The 23,762-nt window shown below is 58.2% G+C and carries 18 protein-coding genes and 3 pseudogenes; 6 read left to right on the top strand and 15 right to left on the bottom strand.

What is annotated here, in order from left to right; all coding sequences use genetic code 11:
- Window positions 1–286 precede the first annotated feature (286 nt).
- The 3 genes and pseudogenes from GA0061100_RS20465 to GA0061100_RS35210 form a co-directional block, all read right to left on the bottom strand.
- Window positions 287–2,281: a glycosyltransferase gene (locus GA0061100_RS20465; RefSeq protein WP_075854570.1), complete on the bottom strand. Its 1,995-nt coding sequence runs from the start codon at window positions 2,279–2,281 to the stop codon at window positions 287–289.
- Window positions 2,263–3,495 carry an HlyD family secretion protein gene (locus GA0061100_RS20460; RefSeq protein WP_075854569.1) on the bottom strand — a complete coding sequence of 411 codons (1,233 nt, stop codon included), beginning with the start codon at window positions 3,493–3,495 and terminating at the stop codon, window positions 2,263–2,265. The genes GA0061100_RS20465 and GA0061100_RS20460 overlap by 19 nt, the downstream gene beginning before the upstream one ends.
- Window positions 3,496–3,949: 454 nt before the next feature.
- Window positions 3,950–4,214: pseudogene (locus tag GA0061100_RS35210) on the bottom strand (integrase core domain-containing protein); the annotation flags it as partial.
- A 253-nt stretch (window positions 4,215–4,467) separates the two neighbouring features.
- Here GA0061100_RS35210 and GA0061100_RS20450 point away from each other — a divergent pair.
- Window positions 4,468–4,962: a histidine kinase gene (locus GA0061100_RS20450; protein WP_075854567.1), complete on the top strand. Its 495-nt coding sequence runs from the start codon at window positions 4,468–4,470 to the stop codon at window positions 4,960–4,962.
- Between the two features lie 284 nt (window positions 4,963–5,246).
- Here GA0061100_RS20450 and GA0061100_RS20445 read toward each other — a convergent pair whose 3' ends face one another.
- From GA0061100_RS20445 to GA0061100_RS20435, 4 genes and pseudogenes are all read right to left on the bottom strand, one after another.
- A complete protein-coding gene (locus tag GA0061100_RS20445) occupies window positions 5,247–5,867 on the bottom strand; it encodes a GGDEF domain-containing protein (protein WP_244557898.1) in 621 nt (206 codons plus the stop codon).
- Between the two features lie 581 nt (window positions 5,868–6,448).
- Window positions 6,449–6,637, bottom strand: a pseudogene (locus GA0061100_RS35205) (DDE-type integrase/transposase/recombinase); the annotation flags it as partial.
- A 113-nt stretch (window positions 6,638–6,750) separates the two neighbouring features.
- Window positions 6,751–6,924 (bottom strand): annotated as a pseudogene (locus GA0061100_RS20440) (integrase core domain-containing protein); the annotation flags it as partial.
- A gap of 64 nt (window positions 6,925–6,988) precedes the next feature.
- Window positions 6,989–7,534 carry a DEAD/DEAH box helicase family protein gene (locus GA0061100_RS20435; protein ID WP_075854565.1) on the bottom strand — a complete coding sequence of 182 codons (546 nt, stop codon included), beginning with the start codon at window positions 7,532–7,534 and terminating at the stop codon, window positions 6,989–6,991.
- 233 nt (window positions 7,535–7,767) lie between these two features.
- On the opposite strand from GA0061100_RS20435, the gene GA0061100_RS20430 reads away from it, so the two are divergent.
- From GA0061100_RS20430 to GA0061100_RS20420, 3 genes are all read left to right on the top strand, one after another.
- The gene (locus GA0061100_RS20430; protein ID WP_075854564.1) at window positions 7,768–8,241 is read left to right on the top strand and encodes a VOC family protein; all 474 of its coding nucleotides are present in this window, start codon (window positions 7,768–7,770) and stop codon (window positions 8,239–8,241) included.
- Between the two features lie 517 nt (window positions 8,242–8,758).
- Window positions 8,759–9,880 carry an efflux RND transporter periplasmic adaptor subunit gene (locus tag GA0061100_RS20425; protein WP_244557897.1) on the top strand — a complete coding sequence of 374 codons (1,122 nt, stop codon included), beginning with the start codon at window positions 8,759–8,761 and terminating at the stop codon, window positions 9,878–9,880.
- A gap of 9 nt (window positions 9,881–9,889) precedes the next feature.
- Entirely contained in the window at window positions 9,890–12,970 is a 3,081-nt protein-coding gene (locus GA0061100_RS20420; protein ID WP_075854562.1) for an efflux RND transporter permease subunit, read from the top strand.
- Window positions 12,971–13,030: 60 nt separating this feature from the next.
- On the opposite strand, the gene GA0061100_RS20415 is transcribed toward GA0061100_RS20420, so the two are convergent.
- From GA0061100_RS20415 to GA0061100_RS20380, 8 genes are all read right to left on the bottom strand, one after another.
- Window positions 13,031–14,131, bottom strand: a complete 1,101-nt coding sequence (locus GA0061100_RS20415) for an ABC transporter substrate-binding protein (protein ID WP_075854561.1) — start codon at window positions 14,129–14,131, stop codon at window positions 13,031–13,033.
- On the bottom strand, window positions 14,128–15,519 hold the full coding sequence (locus tag GA0061100_RS20410; protein ID WP_244557896.1) for a sensor histidine kinase: 1,392 nt from the start codon (window positions 15,517–15,519) through the stop codon (window positions 14,128–14,130). Before GA0061100_RS20410 ends, GA0061100_RS20415 begins: the two co-directional genes overlap by 4 nt.
- Window positions 15,509–16,180 (bottom strand): response regulator transcription factor, encoded by a 672-nt coding sequence (locus GA0061100_RS20405; protein ID WP_075854559.1) that lies wholly within the window; start codon window positions 16,178–16,180, stop codon window positions 15,509–15,511. The genes GA0061100_RS20410 and GA0061100_RS20405 overlap by 11 nt, the downstream gene beginning before the upstream one ends.
- Window positions 16,181–16,328: 148 nt before the next feature.
- Window positions 16,329–17,390: an ABC transporter ATP-binding protein gene (locus GA0061100_RS20400; protein WP_075854558.1), complete on the bottom strand. Its 1,062-nt coding sequence runs from the start codon at window positions 17,388–17,390 to the stop codon at window positions 16,329–16,331.
- Complete coding sequence (locus tag GA0061100_RS20395) at window positions 17,383–19,149, bottom strand: ABC transporter permease (RefSeq protein ID WP_208621563.1); 1,767 nt, start codon at window positions 19,147–19,149, stop codon at window positions 17,383–17,385. Before GA0061100_RS20395 ends, GA0061100_RS20400 begins: the two co-directional genes overlap by 8 nt.
- A gap of 90 nt (window positions 19,150–19,239) precedes the next feature.
- Entirely contained in the window at window positions 19,240–20,304 is a 1,065-nt protein-coding gene (locus GA0061100_RS20390; RefSeq protein ID WP_075854759.1) for an ABC transporter substrate-binding protein, read from the bottom strand.
- Between the two features lie 349 nt (window positions 20,305–20,653).
- Entirely contained in the window at window positions 20,654–21,232 is a 579-nt protein-coding gene (locus GA0061100_RS20385; protein WP_425298692.1) for a tyrosine phosphatase family protein, read from the bottom strand.
- Between the two features lie 102 nt (window positions 21,233–21,334).
- Window positions 21,335–22,132: a metallophosphoesterase family protein gene (locus GA0061100_RS20380; RefSeq protein WP_075854556.1), complete on the bottom strand. Its 798-nt coding sequence runs from the start codon at window positions 22,130–22,132 to the stop codon at window positions 21,335–21,337.
- Window positions 22,133–22,261: 129 nt separating this feature from the next.
- Here GA0061100_RS20380 and GA0061100_RS20375 point away from each other — a divergent pair, with 129 nt between their 5' ends.
- Window positions 22,262–22,963: an ArsR/SmtB family transcription factor gene (locus GA0061100_RS20375; RefSeq protein ID WP_075854555.1), complete on the top strand. Its 702-nt coding sequence runs from the start codon at window positions 22,262–22,264 to the stop codon at window positions 22,961–22,963.
- 87 nt (window positions 22,964–23,050) lie between these two features.
- Window positions 23,051–23,746: a GntR family transcriptional regulator gene (locus GA0061100_RS20370; protein WP_075854554.1), complete on the top strand. Its 696-nt coding sequence runs from the start codon at window positions 23,051–23,053 to the stop codon at window positions 23,744–23,746.
- The last annotated feature ends 16 nt before the right edge of the window (window positions 23,747–23,762 follow it).

Genomic DNA, 23,762 nt, shown 5'->3' with positions numbered 1-23,762 from the left:
GCATGCCTGATCGCGGCGTTCGTCAGATTGGCTTTCAGGCGGCTATTTTACCGAGTCGTGTGACTGTCCGGGTTTCTATGATTCAGGCAATTGCTCCGATGAACTATTCATCAGTTCGACGGTAAAGCCACACGAGAATGCTTGGAAACACCAATTTCAATCGGCGTCGGTAAAGTTAATCGAACGCTTATCGAGGGCACGAAGGAACTGATCGACGTGCTGCAGCCCGATTTCATAAAGGATCCGTTTGAACCATCGGCCAGGGCCGACTGGATGCCGATATCGACTAGAATGTCCGTGTTCGACCAAAGGAGCGTAGCAACAGATTGACCGATACGGCGACCTTGTCGATGTCGTGAATGTCCTGCGAATATTCTCCAGTATAGAGCTTTACGATCATTTCGTCCCGAATGGTACCGTCGAGGCCAAAATGAAGATGGAGATAGTAGGCTTGCTTGTCTCCGCCCCGGCTAATGCTTCCGCGCCGCTGTGTGACCTGCTTCAGTTCAGCTTCGAAAGGCGCAAAGCCTTCAAGGTGCAGGGAGACCAATTTTGATTCGAAGCGTGCATCGAAAGGGACTGCGACAACCGCCTTATCAAGAGCCAGACTGACAAGCCGGCCAGGAATATCGTCTACCACGGCCGGCTCATCCAGCTTGAAGGCGTGAAACAATCGTTGGGGTTTCTCAAAGCAAATCAGAGAGGCGATGACCAAAACGAGAATGTTGATGCCCGCCCAAAAAGCTGCGATTGGCGAAAATTGCGCCTGAATCTGCGTGGTCTCGGGGACAATATCGATGAGCAGCCCGAGGGCCGTGATCGTGATCAAGGTTGCGATCCAGGCAAATGTATATTTGTCGAATTGGTTGGCCTGATTGCCGCTACCCTTCGGCGTCACCCTGAAGGGCTTGCCGAATGGTCTAATCAGACTCGACACGACGGTCGGCAGCATTCGGAAAGTGGCGAAGGTTCCAACGGCGCTCGAGATTATCGGCAAATATCGTGTTGGCGTTATCCAAAGCATCAGAAGGAAATAGGCCGTCAACAGCGGAACCTGGTATGATACGTAGTCAGCAATATCCGTGAAATAAAGTGGTAGCAGTCCGAACCATAGATAGGCGATCGGGATGACCAGGATCATCACGCGAACTAGATACTGGACTATCCATGAAGCCGGCAGGAACATGATCCGCTGAAACACGGACAGTCCTGGGCCGCGCAACGGGCCGTTATGCAAGTAGAGCGTCTGAATGCCACCCTGACACCATCGTTCGCGTTGCACAAAATAGCCGGTCAGGTTTTCCGCAGCGAGCCCCATCGACAGGCGTTCGTTCAAATAGCGCGTCTTATAGCCTTTGTTGAGCATGGAAAGTGTGGTGAGCAGATCCTCTGTGATGGACTCTGTCGGAAAGCCGCCGATCGCGTCGATTGCCGTCCGCCGGGCGATCGAACATGAACCGCAGCAGAAACTGACGTCCCACCCATCGCGGCTCGGCGCAATTTCGTCGAAAAACAGGCGCTGCTCGTCCGGCCATATGTTCTCAAGGCCCAGATTCGTCTGGACGGGATCAGCATTGAAAAAATGCTGGGGCGTCTGGACGATGCCGATGCTTTCGTCGGAAAAGAAAGGCAATGTTCGGCTAAGAAAGTGCTTATAGGGCACGAAATCGGCATCAAATACAGCCACGAATTCGCCCGAGCTGACTTGCAGGCCATTATTCATGTTACCGGCTTTGGCGTGAGCATTGTCGCTGCGCGTGACATGGATGGCATTTTTCTGTTCGCAAAAGGTTTTGAGCCAATCACGACGCTGGTCGTCGAGCACGTAGACTTTGAGTTTGTCGGCTGGGTAATCGAGCGACAATGCGCCGACGATTGTTCGTTCCAATACGTCGAGGGGCTCATTGTAGGTAGGTATGAAGACGTCCACTGTCGGCAGCTCGTATTCGTCACGCGAAAAAAAGATGCTTCCAAGCTCGTCGGTTTCGGCGCTTCGATTGACGTAGCGGCTCATGAGCACGAGAAAAAGTATGACGTCGATGAAGGCCAATATCTCGACGATAAAAACGAGCCAGACCCAATAGAAATTTGCTCCGCCATACGGATAGGGAAGAACGGTTTGAGTGAACCGCCAAAGCATGTAGCGCAATGCGACGACCGCGACGAACCCGCAGGTGGCTGTCCTCGTCCAACTATGATGGCGCGACCAATTGAATGGTCCCAGGAGAAAGAAGGCCATCACGAGAAAAGTCGGAGCGAGCGCTAGAAGATACTGAACCACAGGTTCTTGACCCAATTCGAAAAGCCGAATCCATGCCTTGGAAAGCGGACCTGGACCGAACGTCCCACTTGGCAGAAATTTTCGAAGTCACTATTCATGAAGGAAGGTTCGAGACGAACCCTGATGCGGGCATTGCGTTGTGATGTAATCGGCAGACTGGCCGCAAATGAATCGGTTTCTGTGGCCGCCGAGCTGCCCTTTACCGAAACGACCGAACCTTTGAAAACATCGCTGCGGCCAAGCAGCCGAACCTGCGCGGCCAGTCCGGGATAGATTTCGTCATAGTCAACTTCGGGAACAAGGATGTCGACGAACAGCTCCCGGCAGTCCAGAATTCGCATGAGCTCATTGTTAAGCACAACATTGGAGCCGTTCACGATGTTTCTGCTCCAAACAACGCCGTCGAACGGCGCTACCGCAGTTGCGGATTCGAGGCTGCTAACGCGGATACCTTCTTCTGTGAGCTGCTTTTCGGTCTCTGCCGCCTGTGTTTCGTTCTCGGCGATGCGTGTGTTCAGATCGCTGATGTGAACGATAACCTCGTCCTGGCGCTGGCGAGAATAGGGCACGTCATTTTGACCGTCTCCGAAGACGAAAATCCCCTGACGGACGGCATTCAACCGTTGCTGCAACTGATCGACGGTCAGATTGCTCACCTCGACCTCTCCACCGGTTGCCGCACCAGCGGCGCGTGCGGCGTCGACCATCCTTTGTGTGAGAATGCCCTTAGCTTCAAGTTCTTTCCGGCGGTCGAGATCCACCTGTGCGGCTAGATCCTGAGCCTGTGAAACTTCTACTTTCTTTTGGAGGATCTCGACTTCCCGCTCAAGATTCGAAATTGTCGCCTGTTTGAAGATTTCCAATCGATTGCCCAGTTGCTCACGCAGCTGCGAAAGATCATCGCGTTCCTTCTTCAGGGCGATAACACGATCGTGGGCGGTATTGCGTGCAGCCTCGAGTGAAGCCAGGACCGCACGATTCACGCGTGGATTGCTGATTTCTACAAGATTTTCGTCGGCTTTGACAGGAGTGCCCACCTTTGCCGGCTCACCTGAAATCACGCCATCGATGGGAGCATTGACGAGTGCCAGGCGGGCGTTGACGGTGCCATCCCGGCTTGTATAGCCTGTTATTGCCGGCAAGGAGACCACGATTGCGAGCGCCAGCAGTAGAAGGCCGACAGTGATACGGGTAATGCGATGATTCCAAATCATGTCAGCTTAAAAGGCCATCGGATTAGCGGTGATCGGGCACCGACCTTGCTGTCGGCAAAATACAACTAAGTCTTGCGTAATTTAGCGTGGCGAAATTTAGCAGGCAAGGGTGAGTGTTGGCTTATATTAACAAAAGACGCAATGATGTCTCATTTGCGATCGCCCAGATCGTTCCCGATCTGTCAAATCAATGGGACTCCAGCCGTGCTATGATCGGGATGATTTCGTCTAAACCTGCTACGAACCACCGGTTCCGCGACAAGTTTGCGACGAGAAATACAAGCAGCGTTGCTGTGATCCTAAGGCCTCTTGCCTTTATCCGGGCATACTCAAAGATACCGGCGTGCGGCCATTTTCGGTAGCCGCACCCAATTTAGCATGCCTTTTGTTTCCCTAAAGTGCGCCAATCCACCAGATTTCTTAGGGAAGGAAGCCATATCATGGCTCCATCATTGATGATCTCTCTCGTATGGCGGTAGCTGGCGAAGACCTTCTCGTTGAGAAATTCGTCGCGCGAGCGTTCGTTGAGGCTCTCCACAAAGCTGATTTGCATCGGCTTGCCCGGAGCAATGTAATGCCACTCGCCAGCATGGTCTTGCTGCCATTTGAGGATGACGTTCGACGTTAGTTCCGTGTGTTGTCCGATACGATCATGCAAGGTAGCCGATCCTCAGGGCAATCCCGTCCAACTCGCAACTGACGCGCTCGTCAGGCAGCGAAATAGTGTGAATTTAATATGGAATTTAACATCAGCGACCCAACTATCCTTGTGCAACTGCCGAGTATGAAGGTTCGAACTGCGACTAGAGATTGATATATTAATAAGGGAATTAGTAACAATAGCGTATTTTGTTGGGTTTGTTCCCTTTAATATTTCTGCTTTCTTCGCCAGGTAGTCACGATCTTAACATGTTGTATTTAGAAGTCTCATGGCCGTTTTGTATATCGGTTTTAAGCTCTAAGGATTATACCATGAAGAAAATCATCGCATTGGCCCTACTTGTATTAACGTCTCCTCTCACGGCGCACGCTGCGACCTTGACATTCCCTGGTGACAAGCCTGTCGCAAGTATCACCATTCCAGATAGCTGGAAGCCGGAGGAAACCGACGGCGGCGTCCAGGGAACCTCGGAGGATTCTGCGGTCTATCTTTCAGCCGAGGTCGCCAGCGACAAATCCATGGAGAAAGTTGTTACCGGTGCGATCGATTTTCTTGCAAAAAACAAAGTGACGATCGACCCCTCTACTCAAAAGGAGACGCCCGCCACCGAGGTCAACGGTATGCAGATGGCCACCCTGGAGTGGGATGGTAAGGATGAAAACGGTCCAATCAGTGTCGGCTTGCTCATCGTCCAGGTGAGCGCCGACAACGCTCTCGTGGTGACGTACTGGGGAGACAAGGGCGAAGAAGACAAGCATGATGCCGAAGTCAAGGCAATCGTAGCCTCGATCAAGCCGGTTGAGTGACCTAGTTTGTGGCAGCGGTGAACCTATCGCCGCTGCCCGTGGGCTGTTGAATTCAGCCCCGATTTGACCTTCTTTCCGCCCGGCGGCGGCTCGGCTGGGCGGTGAGGTTTCCGTCTCCAGGGCTGTTTAACGAGACCCCCACACCGACACCTCATCCTTCGAGGTCTGATCAGCTTCGGCGGATCGACAGGGCCAACCGAAATCCTAGCTGCCTTGACGCCGCATCAAAAACGGGTCTTGCCGCTTAAGCCTAGGCTGCTGCCGCGACGGTAGAGTCGCCAGCCTCACGCGGCTGGCAGCACGACGATCGGGATCTCGTCGCTGTCGTCGCCGCGCTCGATGGCCATTTGGTCGGCGAGCTGGCGGAGTTGGTTGAAGTCGGCCGGGCCGTCGAAGGAGATGCCGCCGAGGCGGATGGCGACGGAAAGCGGCCCGCTGTCGGCGCTGAAGGTGGCCTCCGAGAGGCGTGTGCGAATGCGGGTGCCGATGTCGTGGGCGTCCTCTATCGTGGCGCCAGGCAAGAAGATGCCGAGTTCGTTGGTGGCAAGCCGCGCCACGAGATCGTCGCGACGAACCGAGGACTGGATGATCGAGGCAAGCGATTGCATCACGGTATCGGCCCATTGCGGCCCGTAGCGGCGGCTGATGTCGTCGAAGGTGTCGACGATGACGGCGATGACGATGCCGCCGGCATCGGTGGCAGCATGTTTGCGCCGGTCGATAAAGTGCTCGACGGCTGCGGCAAAGGCGGTGCCGTTCAGTGTCTTCGTCACGCTGTCGTAGCGCGCCGCCTGTGTGACGTTTTCCTGCATCTTGCGGATGGCGCTGTTGTTGAGCTGCAAGGCAAAGAGCAGCGGAAAGGCCACAAATGCGGAAACGAGTGCTGCGCCGACAAATCCGACCAAAAATGGTCGATCCGGCATCAATAGGTTCAATAGGAGTAAAAGACCAACGGAGCCGACCATGGCGCACAGCGTGCCGAGCATAGCCCTCCGCAGGGCTTTGAAAATGGTAGCGGAGGGATGTCGCTGTTGTAGAATCATATCGGAATCATATCCGTTCCTAATCCTGAGTCAGCTAAACAGCGGCCGGAAAAAACCGGCTTAAGAAATCCTGTAAAATTTGCTGCTTTGTACCGTTGTTTTCAAGAATTAACTGTTTTCTGCGCTTGGTGCTCGGATTGCTGTAGAATTCCAGTACTCCGTCTCGATTCACGGTCCTGGGCGTTTTTTATCTTCAGCGTCTGAGTCGATACGGGGTCTCTATGCGGACAGGCACAACAAGCAATTGTTTTCGCTGCAGCGTCCGGGGTCATTACTTGATGCTTATTCGCTGATTGTCTAGCGGCATTGATTCGGCAGAAGGCTGTCAATTCAGAGGATTAGTCACTCGCAGGCGGTGCCGAAGGTTTTAATCCGTTCAAGAGCGATTCGTTTATAACTGCTGAAAAGACCGAGACAAAACGTTCTAAACCGCTGACAGATCAGAAGCTCCGCATCATCCGTTCTCATTCTCGAAGTGATATATGAGAATTCTCCGTATGATTGTTCAGGCCCTTATGTGATCGATGTTTGATCGCAGGCACCACATCCCGCGTTGCAGCTTCGTAAGGGCGCAGTTTGTAAGTGACGATGCGCTTCGGAGCCAGGCTTTGCTTCTTCAGCAGGCTGAGCACAGCAGCCAGACCGCATGTGTGGGGGGAGCTCGTCATAGTCTCCGCATCGATCCTCCATCTTCAAGCGGGCGTTGTCATCCGCCATCGCGTTGCTATGGCGTGGCGTTATGGAGCCAGTGAGCGTTCAGACACTCGGTGCAGAACTTGCCATTGAATGACTCGATGTAGCTGTTGTCCGTCGGCTTGCCCGGTCGGGAGAAGTCGAGCACTATGCCCTTGTGGTAGGCCCAGAGATCCAAGTCTTGCGAGATGAATTTGCTGCCATTATCGACATGCTCGAAGCTGGGAGGCAGGCAGACATGGCGTCTGAGAGCCGTGCTGAACGTGCTGGCCGATCATGACCAACAAACCCTATTGGAAAGTCTTAATCCAATCTTGAATGTGTTGCGCAGTCTCCCGGGGGGACGAGGTCGTGTTATCGATGCTCGTCCGATATGTCGCCCCATCGTCGAAAAGCGAGCGCTCGGCGACAAGCCTATTTAAAATCGCCGCCTTTTGACTTTTTCCGCGCCTGCCGCGATCTTCGCTGACGATGCGGCGAACATTCTCGACGGGCGAGCATGTCAGCGTGACGGAGAAGAGCGGGCAATTTCGTGCTTGCGCGAGATCGATGATCGCTTGCCAGTTTTCCTCGAGAAATCCGTTCGATCCTCCGCGGGCAACAACGCTTGTCAAAATGATGGGCAGAGCTGGCGGTAGTCTTAGAATTGCCGCGAACGCGACAGATCGGACGGCACGGACTAAATCGTAATACTCCGCTGTCCCGCCTTCGGCCAAAGCGCGCCCTACATTCAAAATAGTGTGGTTGTCGAGTAGCTTTCCGCCCAGAATCGCCTGCAATTCGCGGCCGGTTGTGAACTTACCAACGCCTGGCCATCCGCTTATGTTGACTAGCATCGTGAACTCCAATCGGTTTTCGGGCTGGAGAGACGCCTGTTTTTCCGCAGCCTTGCCATGATCTCTCGCAGCGCGATCGCGACATGACCGAACCCTTCAACGGTCCGCCGGATGTCGAGGCTACGACAGGAAGCCGGTCATTGCCCAGCCGAAATGGTGCTGATGAGGGTGGAGAAGTGCGATCTTGCGCCTATTTCAAAGAGACGGGAAACGGAGAGCAGGAGGACGAAGTAATGGCGAAGAACACGATTTGCTTGTGGTACGACAAGGATGCAGAGGCCGCCGCCAATTTTTATGTCGAGACTTTTCCCGACAGCGCGATGGGCGCCGCCATCCGCGCACCGGGAAACTATCCGGAGGGCAAGCAGGGCGATGTGCTGGTCGTCGAGTTCACGGTCGCGGGCATTTCTTGCGTCGGCCTGAACGGCGGCCCGGTGTTCAAACACAACGAAGCCTTTTCGTTTCAGATTTACACCGAGGATCAGGAAGAGACGGATCGCTATTGGAACGCCATTGTCGGCAATGGCGGCCAGGAGAGCGAATGCGGCTGGTGCAAGGACAAATGGGGTGTCTCCTGGCAGATCACGCCGCGTATTCTGATGGATGCGCTTCGCGAGGGCGGCGATCAGGCAAAGCGCGCTTTCGATGCGATGATGACCATGAAGAAGATCGATGTGGCAGCGATCGACGCGGCCCGGCATGGCTGAGGGCTGAAGCGGCTTGCCCGGCGCATATCGCATCAAGGTTGCTGATGCTGCGGCGATTTGGGATGGCAACCGTATGGGAGCCATGATTGCTTTTATTCAAGACTCCATTAAATATGCATTTAGGCATATGAAATCGGCTGTTGTGGATCGGATAATAACAACTTATCCTTGATCGAATGCAGAGGCAGGCCAATGGCGTTTGACTGGTGAGGTTTACAGAGGATGGCCACACGGAACGCCGCCAGCTGGAATCATTGCAAGGTCAGCGCCGTCTTCAGCGGGCGAAATGCTCCGTTGCCTGGCGAGGGTCTTCGCCAAGGAATTTGGCTGATCGAACCTGCCAGTCCCCATAATCGCCGCTTTCCATACAGAGATTGGCTGCAGGCAACCATGTGCTTGCGACCGCTTTGGCGTCAGCGGGTTTCTGAGAGGATTGCCGTGAAATCCTGTCGCGCCGCCGCCAGAATTTCTCCCGACCAGTTCCCGAAGAGTAGAGTTACCACTCATGATAAAACGCATGATAATCATGCTGATCATCATAGGCCTGATCCTTGGCGGGATCTTCGGCTTCCAGGCATTCAAGAACCGCATGATTGCGGCCTATCTGGCTAATCTCAAGTCGCCACCGCAGACGATCTCGACCATTACCGCGGCGATGAGCCCCTGGCAGACGACGCTGCAATCGATCGGCAGCTTCAATGCCGTCGAAGGTGCCAATCTTTCGGCGCAGGTCCAGGGCATCGTCCAGAAGATCGGCTTCGAGGATGGCCAGGACGTCAAGAAGGGTGATCTCATCGTGCAGCTGCTTGCCGATCAGCAGATCGCGACGCTGGATCAATACAAGGCGACGATGGCCAATGCTCAAATCGCCTATGATCGTGATTCCAGGCTGATCAAGGCGAACACCATTGCGCAAAGCCAGGTCGATAGCGATCTGGCGACCTGGAAGGCGGCGCAAGCGCAGGTCGCGTCGCAGCAGGCATTGATCGACCAATATTCGATCCGCGCTCCCTTCGATGGCCATCTCGGCATCAGGCTGGTCAGTCTCGGTCAGTATCTGTCCGCGGGAACCGCCGTCGTAACGTTGCAGTCGCTCGATCCGATCCAGTTCGATTTTTCGATGCCGCAACAGGCCCTGTCGCAGCTGAAGGTCGGACAGGCGGTAACGGCGACGGTCGATGCTTACGGCAACCGGACTTTCGACGGCAAGATCACGGCCATCAGCCCGCTCGTCGATACCCAGAGCCGCAACATCACCATCCGGGCAACCTTCGCCAATCCAGATCGCAAGCTGCTGCCCGGCATGTTCGGCAACATAACGGTGGTGGTCGGGGAACCGAAGGAGTATATCTCCCTGCCTCAGACCGCGGTTACCATCAATCCTTACGGCAATGTCGTCTATGTGGTAACCGACAAGGGCAATGGCGCGGATGGAAAGCCGCAGCTTGTCGCCAATCAGAAGTTCGTCAGCACGGGACAGGCGCGCGGCGACCAGATCGCCGTGACCAAGGGATTGAACGCGGGCGAAGTGGTGGTGACCTCCGGCCAGCTGAAATTGAACAACGGCTCGCCTGTCATCATCAACAACGAGGTGCAGCCGTCGAACGATCCCAACGCGAACCCGGCAAACCCTAACTGAGGTGTGGCGATGAATATCACCGATATCTTCATCAAACGCCCCGTTCTCGCTCTCGTGGTCAGCGCGTTGATTATCGTCATCGGCTACCAGTCGTTCCGCTCGCTCACCGTGCGCCAGTATCCGCAGACGCAGAATGCGGTCGTCACGGTGACGACCACCTATCCCGGTGCGGCACCTGACGTTATCGCCGGCTTCATCACGACGCCGCTCGAAAACGCCATCGCGCAGGCCAACGGCATTGATTACATGACATCGACGAGCACCAGCGGCACGTCGACGATCACCGTCAACCTCCGGCTCAACTACAGCGCCGATGCGGCGATGACGGAAATCAACGCCAAGGTATCCTCCGTTCTCAATCAGCTGCCCACGGGCACGCAGCAGCCGATCATGACGGTTTCCATCGGCCAGTCGATCGACGCCATGTATATCGGCTTCCGAAGCGACGTTCTGGCCAGCAACCAGATCACCGACTATCTGACGCGCGTGGTCCAGCCGAAATTGCAGGCGGTCAATGGTGTCCAGACGGCTGAAATCCTCGGCGCGCGGACCTTTGCCTTGAGAGCCTGGCTGCAGCCGGACAAGCTTGCCGCTTATGGCCTGTCGGCCGGTGATGTCTGGACCGCGCTCGGAGCCAACAACTACATCTCAGGCATCGGCACCACGCGTGGCCAGATGACGCAGACGGTGTTGACGGCGCAGACCGACCTGCATTCGGCTGACGAGTTCAGGGAGATGGTGGTCAAGCAGATCGGCAGCACGATCGTGCGGCTGAAGGATGTCGCGACCGTTGCCCTCGGATCTCAAAATCCCGATGTCCAGATCGGCTTCGATGGGCAGGACGGCGTGTTCATGGGTATCCAGATCGCGCCGACGGCCAACCTGCTCGATGTGATCGCCGGCGTGCGCGCGGTGTTTCCGAGCATCCAGGAACAATTGCCGCAGGGTCTCGAAGGTTACATTGTTTACGATTCCAGCACCTTCGTCACCACGTCGATCGATGAGGTGGTGAAGAGCCTGGTCGAGGCTCTCCTGATCGTCATTTTCGTGGTCTTCGCCTTTCTCGGTTCGCCGCGATCGGTCGCCATTCCGGTCGTCGCCATACCGCTATCGCTAGTCGGCACCTTCGCTATGATGCTGATCTTCGGCTTCTCTATCAATCTTCTGACGCTGCTTGCCCTGGTTCTGGCGATCGGCCTCGTCGTCGACGATGCCATCATCGTGGTTGAGAACGTCAATCGTCACATCGAAGAGGGATCGACACCGATGAGGGCGGCGCTGGATGCGGCGCACGAGCTGGTCGGGCCGATCCTGGCCATGACGGTGGTGCTGATTGCCGTCTACGTGCCGATCGGTTTCCAGGGTGGTCTGACGGGCGCATTGTTTACGGAATTCGCCTTCACGCTGGTCGGCGCCGTGACAGTGTCCATGATCATCGCGTTGACGCTGACGCCGATGATGTGCTCGCGCATCCTGAAGCCGCATTTGACCGATCGCAGCGGCTGGGAAGAGCGTATCTCCGACTTCATCGATCGTCGCTTCTCGGAAATCCATCGCCCCTATGTGCGCATGTTGCATGGCAGCTTGAACACTGTGCCGGTGGCGCTGGTCTTTGCCGTCATCGTGCTTGGCAGCATCTATTTCCTCTACACCAGCGCCAAGACCGAACTGGCGCCCAATGAAGACCAGGGCTTCCTGGCCGCACAGGTGACGAACCCTCCCAATGCAACGCTTCAGCAAAAGCTGCTCAATTCCAACCAGGTCACCAAGATCTTCCGCAGTTTCCCTGAGACCGACAAGACCCTGCAGGTCGAGGTGCCGGGCACGTCCTTCGAGGGCATGGTGCTGAAGCCGTGGGATCAGCGCACGAGAACTGCAGATCAGCTGCAGCCGCTGGTGCAGGCCGATCTGGCAAAGATCGCCGGCGGACAGTCCGTGGTCTTCCAGATACCGCCTCTGCCTGGCGCCAGTGGCCTCCCGGTGCAGTTTGCCATCGGCAGCACAAGCGGTTTCGAACAACTCAACGAGGTCTCCACGGCCTTCCTGCAGGAAGCACAGAAGTCAGGCGAGTTCATCTTCCTGACGAAGGATCTCTACGTCGATAATCCGCAATATTCGATCCAGATCGACCGCAGTAAGGCATCCGCTCTCGGGCTGTCCATGAACAATGTCGGTTCGGCGCTGGCCTCCATGCTGGGTGGCGGCTATGTCAACTATTTCAGTATCGACAACCGCTCGTATCAGGTGATCCCGCAGGTAGAACAACGGTCGCGCCAGACCATCGATCAGATCATGAACTATCCGATCGCAAACGTGAACGGCAACAAGATTCCCCTCTCGGCGATCGCCACTGCGAAGCTCCAGGCCACGCCGCGCTCGGTCGCGCACTTCCAGCAATTGAACTCGGCCACCATCTCCGGCGTGCCGGCGCCGGGCGTTGCCGTCGGCGATGCGCTCAATACGTTGAAATCGATCGCGGCACGGACGTTGCCGCAGGGCTACTCGGTCGATTACGGTGGGCAGTCGCGCCAATACGTACAGGAATCGAGTGGCATGGCGACCACGTTCGCCCTTGCCCTGATCATCGTGTTCCTGGCGCTTTCGGCGCAGTTCAACAGCTTCCGAGACCCGTTCATCATCCTCGTCTCGGTGCCTATGTCTATCGCAGGCGCGCTCGCCTTCATCAGCCTCGGCATCGGCGGCGCGACGATGAACATCTACACCCAAGTCGGGTTGGTGACGCTGATGGGACTGATCAGCAAGCACGGTATTCTGATCGTCGAAGTGGCGAACACGCTGCAGGCCGAAGGGAAAACCAAGCGCGAAGCGATCGAAGGCGCCTGCGGCATCCGCTTGCGGCCGATCCTGATGACGACGGGCGCCATGGTTCTCGGCGTCGTGCCGCTGATCCTGGCGACTGGCGCCGGTGCTGCCGCCCGCTTCAACATGGGCCTCGTGATCGCGACCGGGCTTGCCATCGGCACGCTGTTCACGCTCTTCGTCGTGCCGGCAGTCTACATGCTGCTCGCAGCCGACCATCACAAGAAGGATGCCTCTGAAACAGAAGCAGAGCCGACCCCTGCACATTGAGTGTGCCGACCGGCGAGGCCGTTGCGATGATCGGGTAGGTAACCAGCATCACCTCCTTGCTCAGGGTGATGACGCCGGCTGGTTCAGCATCGAGTGGCTCCAGTCGTCTATGAAGCGACGCCGTTGCGCTTCGTCCTGTGCGGCAAGCAATGCGGGGCCGATACGGATCGGTTGAACGAAGCTTAACTCCCCGAGGGTCGACGGGCCATCGACCCCTTCGGGGATATTGCCTTTCTCCGCAAAGAAAAAGGCCCTGCGCCGCGCCACATCCTGACCGCGTTTGGAGAGGAGATAATCGAGAAAGCGCCGGGCAAGGTCCGGCCGCTGTGCAGTCTTCGGTATCAGCACGCCGCGGCTCAGGATCAGTGTGTAGTCACGTGGAATGACGACTCTGAGATCGGGATTGGCCTGAGCAGCCGCATAGGAATAGGACCCGATCATATTGTAGGCGAGGTAGATCCGTCCGCTGGCGATCTCCTGCAGGATGGTCCCGGTGCAGCAGCTGACCTTGACGTCGGCGCGGCTCATGCTTTCGAGAAGGCGGCCATAGGTCGCTGTCGCCTGGCGGGCATCGCTGAAGGCGAGGAGATAGCCGACGCCTGACGTCCTGATGTCGAAGGTACCCACTCGCCCCCCATAATAGTCGAGCCTGCGGCGCAGCAGATCGGCAAGCTCGGCGCGGGTGCGCGGAACGTCGCTCGATGGCACGTGGCGCGCATTGTAGACGAAGACCGCCGGCTCGAAGGTGAAGCCGAAGACCTCGTCGCGCCAATTGGCCCATTTGGGTACCTGGGCGGTTTCCAATGAATGATAGGCCGAGGCACAGCCATTATTGGCCAGGCTGACGAGCTGATCGAGCGAGGAGGAAAGCCACAGATCGCCAAGCGGCGCGTTCTGCTCGCAGGCAACACCCGCCTTCTGATGAAGGTCGTTCGTGACATAGTCGAAATATTCGATCGCAATATCCGGCGCCGTCGCCTGAAAATCCTGAATCAATGGCTCCATGGCCTGGAGATCGGCCGCGCCACGGATCGACAGGCGTGCCGTTTCGCCATTGACGGCTGGAAAGAGCTTTGACGTGCCCTCGACGGCCATTGCGAGCGTCGGTGCAAGAGTGAGGGCCGCGAAACCAAGCCAGAAGGGGAGGCGTCGAGCTTTCATTTTCCCTCCCGGTGAATACGTGGCAGGGCAAGGACGACGGTGAAGCCATGCGCATCCTCTTCCTTGGCGCGAAACTGCAGCGCCCCGCCATGCGCGGCCGCGACTTCCGATGCTATGGCAAAGCCAAGCCCGGCGCTTCCTTCGCCGGCTTTCGATGTCTGGAAGCGCTGCGTGACGCGCGACCATTCGTCGGAGGGAATGCCCGGGCCGTCGTCCTCGACCTCGACATGGGCAAGGGGGCCGGCATCGCGCACCCGTACTTCGAGCCTGGAAAGGGTTCCGTGGCGAAGGGCATTGTCGATGACGTTGACGATCGCCTCTCGCAGGCTGACGGGATCACCGAGGACGGCAAGCTCGACATCAGCCTCCTCGAAGGAGACGACGATATCCGGGTCGACCGTGATCGGTACCGCCACACGAAAGGCGCGTCTGGCGACTTCGTTGAGGTCGACGGGTTCGAGCTGCACGGATTCGGCACGGTGGATGACCATGGCATGGCTCAGCAACTGATTGGTCAGCCTCGCCAGCTCATCGGTGCGTTGTTGCACGCGGCCGAGATGCTGCCTGTCCGCCTCGTCCAGCTTGTCATTGTTCAAGAGGTCGAGCTGAGCGGTAAGTGCCGTCAACGGCGTCCGTATCTGGTGCGCTGCATCCGCGATGAACCGCTGCAGCAGGACGACGCGTTCGTTGAGGCGGCCCATGAAATGATTGATGGAGCCGACGAAGGGGCGGAGTTCACGCGGCACCGATACGGAAAGTGGCGTGAGATCCTGCGGATCTCGCCGGCGCAGCGCTCCACCCAGCTGGTTGACTGGTCGCAGCGCCTGGCGGATGGAAAGGATCATCACCACGAGCGCCAGGAAGCACATGATGATGATGGTGATTGCTGCACCAAGCGTCAGCTCATGTGTCAGCGCCCGGCGAGCTTCGACGGTCTGGGCGAGGATCACATGTGCCCAGCCCGAGGCCGCCGGGTCCGAGAGGGCGCGTCCGACGACCACGATGCGCACCGCTTCGCCCTTATAAAGGCCGGAGCTCAAGATTGGCTCGCGGTGAACCGTGGCAAGATCGGTTTTCGTTTCGAGATCGCGGTGTCCGGTGAGCGTCTTTCCCGTGGGGTCGACGATGCGGTAGAAGATGCGGTCGCGGTCGGCGAGCCCCAGCATTTCGAATGCCGAGGCTCTGAGGTCGACGATCAGCGCGCCTTCCTGAACGGCGAGGCCATCCGCGATCTGCAATGCCGCGCCGACCAGTACCCGGTCGTAGGCATCATCGGCCGCCGTGCGTGCGGAATACCAGCTTGCGGTTATGAGCACTGCCGCGCCGGCGGTCAGAAGAACCGACATGACGACCGCCAGGCGGGCAAAAAGCGAGCGTTCAAGCGTCATCGGAGACCAGCTGGTAGCCGATGCCATGCAGCGTGACGATGCGCGCCTTTGCCCCTTCGAGCTTCTTGCGCAGCCGCCCGACATAGAGCTCGATCGCATTGGCACTGACGGCCTCGTCAAAACCGTAGAGCTGGTCGAGCAGCTCTTGCTTGCTGAACACGCGCCCGGGCCGCGAAGCAAATATTTCCAGTAGCGTCATCTCCCTGCGCTTCAGCTGGACCTCACGCTTGCCGACTTTCACCGAGCGGCTGGTGCGATCAAGCACGATGTCGCCGCAGGTGACGAGGTTGGTGGCGTCGCCGCTCCGTCTGCGTAGCAGTACCCTGGCTCGGGCTTCAAGCTCGCGAAAGTCGAAAGGCTTGACAAGATAGTCGTCGGCGCCCAGGTCGAGGGCGCCGACGCGATCATCGACCTCGGAGCGCGCGGTCAGCATGAGGACGGGTGTCGTCACGCGGGCGCGCCTCAGCCCCTTTAGGATTTCGAAGCCGTCGAGATCAGGTAGCATGACGTCAAGGATGACGAGATCATAGTCCGTGAAGGCCAGGATTTCGGCAGCCACACGGCCGTTCGTCTGCCAGTCGACCGTATGGCCGACAGCTTGAAAGCGACGGCAGATTGCCTCGCCGACATCCTGCGTATCCTCAACGAGCAGAATGCGCATGCCGACCGTCCTGCCCGATCCTCATGAATTCCTGATGCAAAGCTCCTCCCTTTTCCGAGCGGTTCGGTTCTTCGTGGAACTCCGAACCGCTCTCTCTTGCTTTCATGCAGCTCCAGGAAAGCCGCTGCGTATGTTTCCTGGAACTGCTTCAGGCCGCTTCCGGGTAGAGCCAGACGCTTTCGCGCGGGATCTCCGCCCAGACCGTGCCTGCCGCCATCAGCTTCGGGCCGAATGCCTTGGCCTTGAAATCGCCGTAGGACAGACGGTATTCCCAGCGGTCACCGAGGAACAGGCACGCCTCCAGCTGCATCTCGATACGGCCCGGTGCCGGCTGGTCATGAACGGCCACCTGCTCGACACGGATGACGGCCTTGCCTTGGCTTTCCGCCCCATCCCCCATCATCACGCCATCGAGCTGCCAGTTGCTACCATGAATGCTGGCTGTAGGGCCATCGCGTTTGATGCGTCCCGCGGCAACATTGTTCGCACCGAGGAAATCGGCGACGTAGAAGCTCGAGGGCTTTGAATAGATATCCTGCGGCGGGCCTTCCTGCGCCACCTTTCCGTTGCGCAGCAGCAGGATATTGTCGGAAGCCGCCAGCGCTTCGGCTTGATCGTGGGTGACGAGGACGCCGCAAATACCGAGATCGAGAACGAGCTTGCGGATCCAGTAGCGGGCTTCTTCGCGCAATTTCGCATCCAGATTGGACAAAGGCTCGTCCATGAGCAGGATCTTCGGCTCGTAGACGAGGGCGCGGCAGATGGCGACGCGCTGCTGCTGTCCGCCGGAAAGCTGATCCGGATAACGTTCGGCGAGGTGGCCAAGGCCGATCTTGCCGAGCGTGTCGAGGACGCGCTTTTCTGCATCAGCCTTGTTGACGCCCCTGAGTTTCAGGCCATAGGCGACATTTTCCGCGACGGAGCGGTGCGGCCACAGGGCATAGGATTGGAAAACCAGGCCGATATTGCGGTTTTCCGGCGCGACGGTGACGCGCTTGTCGCCATCGAAGACCACCGAGCCGCCGATCTTGATCTGACCGACTTCGGGCTGTTCGAGACCGGCAATGCAGCGCAGCAGCGTCGTCTTGCCGCTGCCCGAAGCCCCGAGCAGCGAGACGATCGATCCGCGATTGGCGGTAAACGAGGCACCCTGAAGGATATGCAGACCGCCGAGGTATTTATGGACGTTTTGAACGATGAGATCAGTCATGGATCTTGGCTCCGAGACGAAGGGCGAGGGCAAGGCCGCCGCCGGTAAGAAGGATGCTGACAAAGGCGAGTGCGGCAATCGTATCCATGGCGCCGGACTGGAGCTGCGCCATCATGAGAGAGCCGATGACCTCCGTGCCGGCGCTCATCAGATAGATGCCGGTGGCGTAGTCGCGTAGGAACACGATCATGATGAGCGCCCAGGCACCGACGAGGCCGGGCCGAATGATCGGGATGACAATGTCGCGCCAGCTCCGGCCGATGGTTGCGCCCGTGGTCCGTGCTGCTTCTTCGAGCTCCGGGCTGACCTGGATCAGCGTGCCCTGCAGCAGGCGCAGCCCATAGGAAAGGCCGACTATGACATAGGCTGCAAACAGGCTGATCAGCGTCGTTCTCAGTGGAATGAGGAAGGGCACGAAGAGGAACAGCCAGAAGAAAGCAAGGCCGATAATCAGGCTCGGCATGGCGCGCGGCAGCAGCACCATATAGTCGAGCACGGTGTTGGACATGCCTCTATGGCGGTGTCCGGCAAGCCCGATCAGGAGGTAGATCGCGACGGCCGCCGCCCCGCCCACGACGGAAAGGACGACCGTGTTGACGATGCCGCGAAACAGCGTCGGCACCTCCATCAGCGTCGCGAAATGCGCGACCGTCAGATGCGCCAGCGGATTGACGCCCTGGCCCCACGCATCGACGAAGGCGCGCAGCACGATGCCGCCGATCGGCAGTGCGACCGAGACGAAGAGCCAGAAGCCGATGAAGGACAGCGCGACGATCTGGCCGGTCGGTCCAAGCCGCATCACGGTCGTTCGCGGCCCCTTGCCTCCGAGCGCGGCATAGCGGCGGCTATGGCGCAGCAGGCGGCGTTGATACCAGACGAGCGGCAGCGTCAAGAGAACGAGCAGCACGACGACGACGGCCATCAGCTGATAGGTCGGCACGCCGAACAGCGTCGTGAGCTTGTAGACGTAAGTCGTCAGAACGATGATGCCGCTGGGGTCGCCGAGGACATAGGGGACGCCGAACATTTCAAAGCCGATCAAAAGGTTCAGCGCGGTAGCAAAGACCAGTGCTGGCAAAACCATGGGCAGCGTCACGTCGAGGCAGACCCGCCAGATCGGCGAGCCCATCGATCGGGCAGCCTCCTCCAGATCGGAGGGCAGGTTGCGCATGGCGGCTGAAACGTAGAGATAGACATGCGGCACGTGCGCAAGCCCGGTTACGATGACGATCCCCGTCAGGGAGTAGAGGTTCCAAGGTGCTGCCCCGAAGATGTCGCGTGACAGCATGGTGAGGAAGCCCGCGGGACCGACGGCAACGGTGTAGCCGAAGGCAAGCACGATTGCCGAAATGAACATGGGCACGAGGACGACGACCTCGAGCGCCTTGCGGAATTTGACGTCAGTCCGCGTCAGCAGGAAGGAGAGCGCGGCGCCGAGCGGCACCGCGATCGCCACCATGCCCACCGCCATGATGACCGTGTTCCAGAGCGCGTCGTAGAACATTTCGTCGGTCAGGATATAGCGATAGGCCTCTATCGAGAGCTTGCTCTTCGGCGCGAAAAACGGCCCGTCGAGCAGGCTCTGGTAGATGATGAGGACGATCGGCGCCAGCACGACGACGGCGAGCAGGCCGATGACGATACGCCGGAAGCCAAGGGCATTGGCCGGCTGCGGGATCGATGTGAATGTCTGGTTCGCGTGAACCGATCGCCGTCCGGCGTGAGACAGGGTCGATACGGGTGTCGACGGTGCCGACATCGGCGCGCCTCCTTCTCGATGGTGGTTGTTTTCGAGCATTCCCGCTTCTGTTCGGGCTGCGAGAATGCTCTCAGGTGATTGGGCGTCGCGTCAGCTCTTGACCGATCCGCGCCACTTCTTGAGGAAGTCGAGGCGCTTCATGGGGTCCATGAACTCCAGGCGCGAGTCATCGAGCGCGATGGGCTTGAGGTTGCCGCCGACCAGTTCGTTGATGGTGTTGATATTGTACCCCTGGTCGACATCGGTGCGCAGCGACGGCATGCCCTTCGAGGCGATGGCGTTCTGGCCCTCCTGAGACAGCATGAAATCGAGGAAGAGCTGCGAGGCATTGGGGTGCGGTGCGTTCTTGATGACGGCGGCGACGCGCGAGAAGGCCGGCGTATAATCCTGACCGAAGGCGACGCCGAGATTGGAAGCGCTCTTTACCCAATCGAGCGCATAGGAGCCGATGAGGTTGAAGGCGATCACGTTCTCGCCCGAAACCACCGTTTCGCGCATGGAGCCTGTCGAGGAATAGGTCTTGCCCTTGGCGGTGCCGAATGCCGTAACCAGATCCCAATAGTCGCTGCGCTGCTTGGAGTCGTTCGTCTGGATCATGAAGCCGACGCCGGACTTTTCCGGATCGAAGGTCGCGACCTTGCCGGCGACATCCGCCTTGCCAAGGAATTCGATCAGGGCCGCGCGGGTGCGAGGAACTTGATCCTCCTTCAGGGCGAGCTTGTTGTAGATCATGCCGATCGGCTCTAGCGTGGTGGCATAGACCGTCTTGTCGTAGACGGCCCAGCTCGGCAGCGCACCAATTTCCGTCGAGGCATAGGAAGCGAGATAGCCATCCGCCGCAAGCTTCACCGTCTGGTCCATCGCCGACGTCCAGACGAGATCTCCGCCGACTTGTGCGGCAGCGGCTTCGGAAATGATGCGATTGTAGACGCCGTTGGTGCCGATATCGTTGTAGTCGATGCGGATGCCGGGATATTTCTTCGTGAAGGCATCGAGCAGCGCCTGGGCCTGCGACAGATCGGTCGCGGCGTAGATGGCGATAACGCCTTCCTTCTTGGCGGCGGTCACAAGCTCGTCGCTTGCCGCCAAGGCCGTGCCGTTGAGGCCAATGGCGATCGCGGCTACGATGCTGAATTTATTGAATAGCAGTGACATTTGAATTCCTCCCGTTGACTGCTGCATGATTTCGATTGCTGCCTGCATCCCCGAATTGAGGACATGCTCCGACGGCGCGGCCCTCCTGACGGAAAGCCGGTGAATAGGATATGATTGGCTGGTGATGACCGGCGGCGGATGCCGGATGACAGGCGCTAGTCGCGACCGAGCGCGGTTTTCATGATATCTCCTCCCCAATGGCTAGCCGGCTCATGAGCCGACCGTCTCTGTCCTCTACAGATTGCAGCCAAGGTGACATCGATTCCTGTCAGGGAACTGTCACGGCGGAAGAAGATGTATAACGAGGTCGTCGTGCCGGCGGCCAGTCCTCAGGTAGGAGAGGTGCTCCTTACGCAGGGATCGCCATATTCAGTTCCGCCTGGCGTCCGAGACGCGTCATCCAGTCGACAAAGTCAGGTCGCCCCTTGATCTGCCGGCCGTAGTGACGGGCAAGTGCCGCGTTCAGATCGCCCTTCCTGCCGAGCTGCTCGTCGGCAAAGCCGATCATCTGGGAGTTCGGCCAGGCCTGTGGGCGGATGGCGACAAGGCGGGCAAACAGGCTTTCGGCGGATTCGTCGGGGTTTGCTTGCGCCATCAACGACAGCATGGCCGCCGTCGAGCGCGATACGCCCATATGGCAATGGACCAGCAGATGGCTCGACGCCTCCGGATCTTGTTGCGCCTGAAACTCGGAGCCGAATTTCAGGATCGCGTCGACATGCTCCGGCTGCGGCATCACGCGGCCTGGAGCCGTCGCGATGATATCGTGAAAGCGCAGCGTCGTGCGATGATGCCGGGCATAGGAGTGGAAGACATCGAGCTCGGGATGTTCCGGATCGAGGAGGGAAAGCACGTGGGTAACGTTTCGCACCCGTTGATCGGGCAGCTCCTCAATGCCGCAAACCGTGAGTTCGGGAGAAAGAAGCATGCCCATTGTCATATCCTTCAAATCAGCTGGCGATTCCGCACCGCCTCAATACGATATAGTGTCATCGCTCTGGAGTGAAAGTGCTTTTGCTCCTTGCGGCCGTCAGATGGCGCCACGAGATGTCCGCGTCGCCTGGGTCTTTGAAAACAGAACGACCTGCGTTTTGATCTCTTTTTCATCCATCTCGAGAATGCGATAGCCGAACGTTCCTGTATCGGCCTCCAGACGCGCGGATTGCTTGACGATCTGATAGGAGACCGCCGGCGAGACATATTGCAGGATGTTTGCTTCCCGGGCTTCGTCGATCATGTGGTAGTGGCCACAGAACAACGATATCTCGCAATCAGTGCCGATCAGAAGCGCTCTGACCTCATCCCGATCGCGCAGGGCGGCACCGGTTTGATCGATCGGCGTGTCGAGCGGCAGGACCGGATGATGCAGGAAGATTGCGGCCCGCTTCACACCCTCTAGTTCGCGGGTAAGCCATTTGCGCTGGCCGTCGCCGACGGCGTTGTCGGACGTATCGAGGAAAATCCGTTTCAGATGCGGATCTTGCCGCGAGTAACACAGTTTCCCTGCCACGATATTGCCGCCCATGTCGCAGTACGGCGCGACATTGCGATAGGTGTCGTGGTTGCCGAGGATGAGCGACACTTCGAAGGTATAATCGCGCAGGAGTTCGAAAAAGCCGTCGACCGAATGTGCCGTGCCGATATCGCCGCCGAAGACGACCCTGGAAATGCCTTTGCCGGCGATGTCGTCGAGAACCATGCGCAGGTTATGCTCGTGCTCTCGCGGCGTCTCCTCATAGCCCATCTTGTCGCCAGCAATTTCACTCCTGGCGACCAATTTCTGGCCGAGATGCGTGTCGGTGAAAAAGGCGAGGATTTCTTTGGTCATGGGTATATTCCGTACCAATTGCCTGTGTGCCCAGTCTAAGCCGGCAACCTGCTCCAATGCTTCGACGCGTGTCGAAACATGCGAACTATTTCGGTGCTATGATGCTGCCTGAGATGAAGAGGCCTAGACATGACGACCCAGCCGAATATAGCCGCCGTTGCCTTTCTGATTGCCGATCCTGCGCGCGTTGCCATGCTGTCGGCGCTCCTCGATGGCCGGGCTCGACCGGCCGGCGAGCTCGCCTATTCTGCCGGCGTGACGGCGCAGACGGCCAGTTCTCATCTCGGAAAGCTGTTGGCCGGCGGGCTTCTGGCTGTGGAAACCGAAGGGCGGCACCGTTATTATCGTCTTGCCGGTCCCCATGTTGCGCTGGTGCTTGAGACCCTGGCTTCGATCGGCCCAGCGGAATCCGTGCGACGAAAGCCGCTGACCCGGGACGCGCAAAAGCTTCGATTCGCTCGTTGCTGCTACGATCATCTGGCTGGCCGCGTCGGGATCGCCGTAACCCATGGATTGTTGGAAAAGGGGTTCCTTATTGCGGCCGAAAGGAAGAGGTTCGAACTCACAGCGGCTGGTGCAGAGTGGTTCGACCGCATGGGCATGAGCACGGCCAGTATCAAACCTACGCGCTACGGGCTTGCCCGGCAATGCCTCGATTGGACGGAGCGGCAACATCATCTTGCTGGACCGCTTGGCGTTCATTTGACCAACCTTCTCTTTGCGGAAGGCTGCATACGGCGATCGCCCTCGTCACGTGCCGTTGACGTCACGCCGAAAGGCTGGAAGGTGTTGAGGGAGCATCTCGGCATTCACGAACAGGCCTTGCTCTGAGGACCGCTCTGCTGCATTGACTTCATTTCGACAATGGATGATTTTGGTAGGCCATATTATGGTATCCGAAGATCGAGGGTGCGGAAAATGAATGATGATGCGCACGGCGCCGCAATTCGCGTGGAGCGTCCCACCAAGACGTTGCGGGAGCTTGCGCTCGACAAGGTACGAGAGGCAATAATCAACGGCTATTTCCGTCCGGGAGACCGCCTGGTCGAACGCGATCTTTGCGCTCAGCTCGGCGTCAGCCGCACGATCGTTCGCGAGGTTCTACGCCATCTCGAATCCGAGGGTCTGGTTGCCAACCTTCCGAACAAGGGGCCGATCGTTGCTCAGCTCAATCATGACGAAGCCAAGCAGATCTACGAAATCCGCGCAGCGCTCGAAGGGATGGCGGCGCGGCTTTGCGCCGAGCAGAACAACCCCGCAATCGCCGATGCCCTCGACAAGTCGCTGGAAGAAATAAAGCACAGCTACCGCGAGAAGGACATGGCTGGCGTGCTCGCCCACACATCCTCCTTCTACCAGACACTGTTCAGCATGGTCGACCGCCATGTGGCCTGGGGCGTCGTCAATCTTCTGACCGTGCGCATCAATCACCTGCGCTCGATGACGATCAAGACGCAAAATCGCGATGTCCAGGGGCCGGCCCAGATGGCGCGTATCGTCGATGCTATCAGGCGCGGCGACGGCGATGGCGCCTATCAGGCGGCGATGGATCATGTCACCAGCGCAAGCGCCATCGCCCAGGCCGTGCTTTCCGGGCGACAGCCGATCGATTGATTTCTCGCCAAGGCAA

This window comes from Martinezella hainanensis (assembly GCF_900094555.1).
Classification (GTDB): domain Bacteria; phylum Pseudomonadota; class Alphaproteobacteria; order Rhizobiales; family Rhizobiaceae; genus Rhizobium; species Rhizobium hainanense.
The sequence above is the reverse complement of the archived record's forward strand: the minus strand, read 5'-3'. Positions and strand labels throughout refer to the sequence as shown.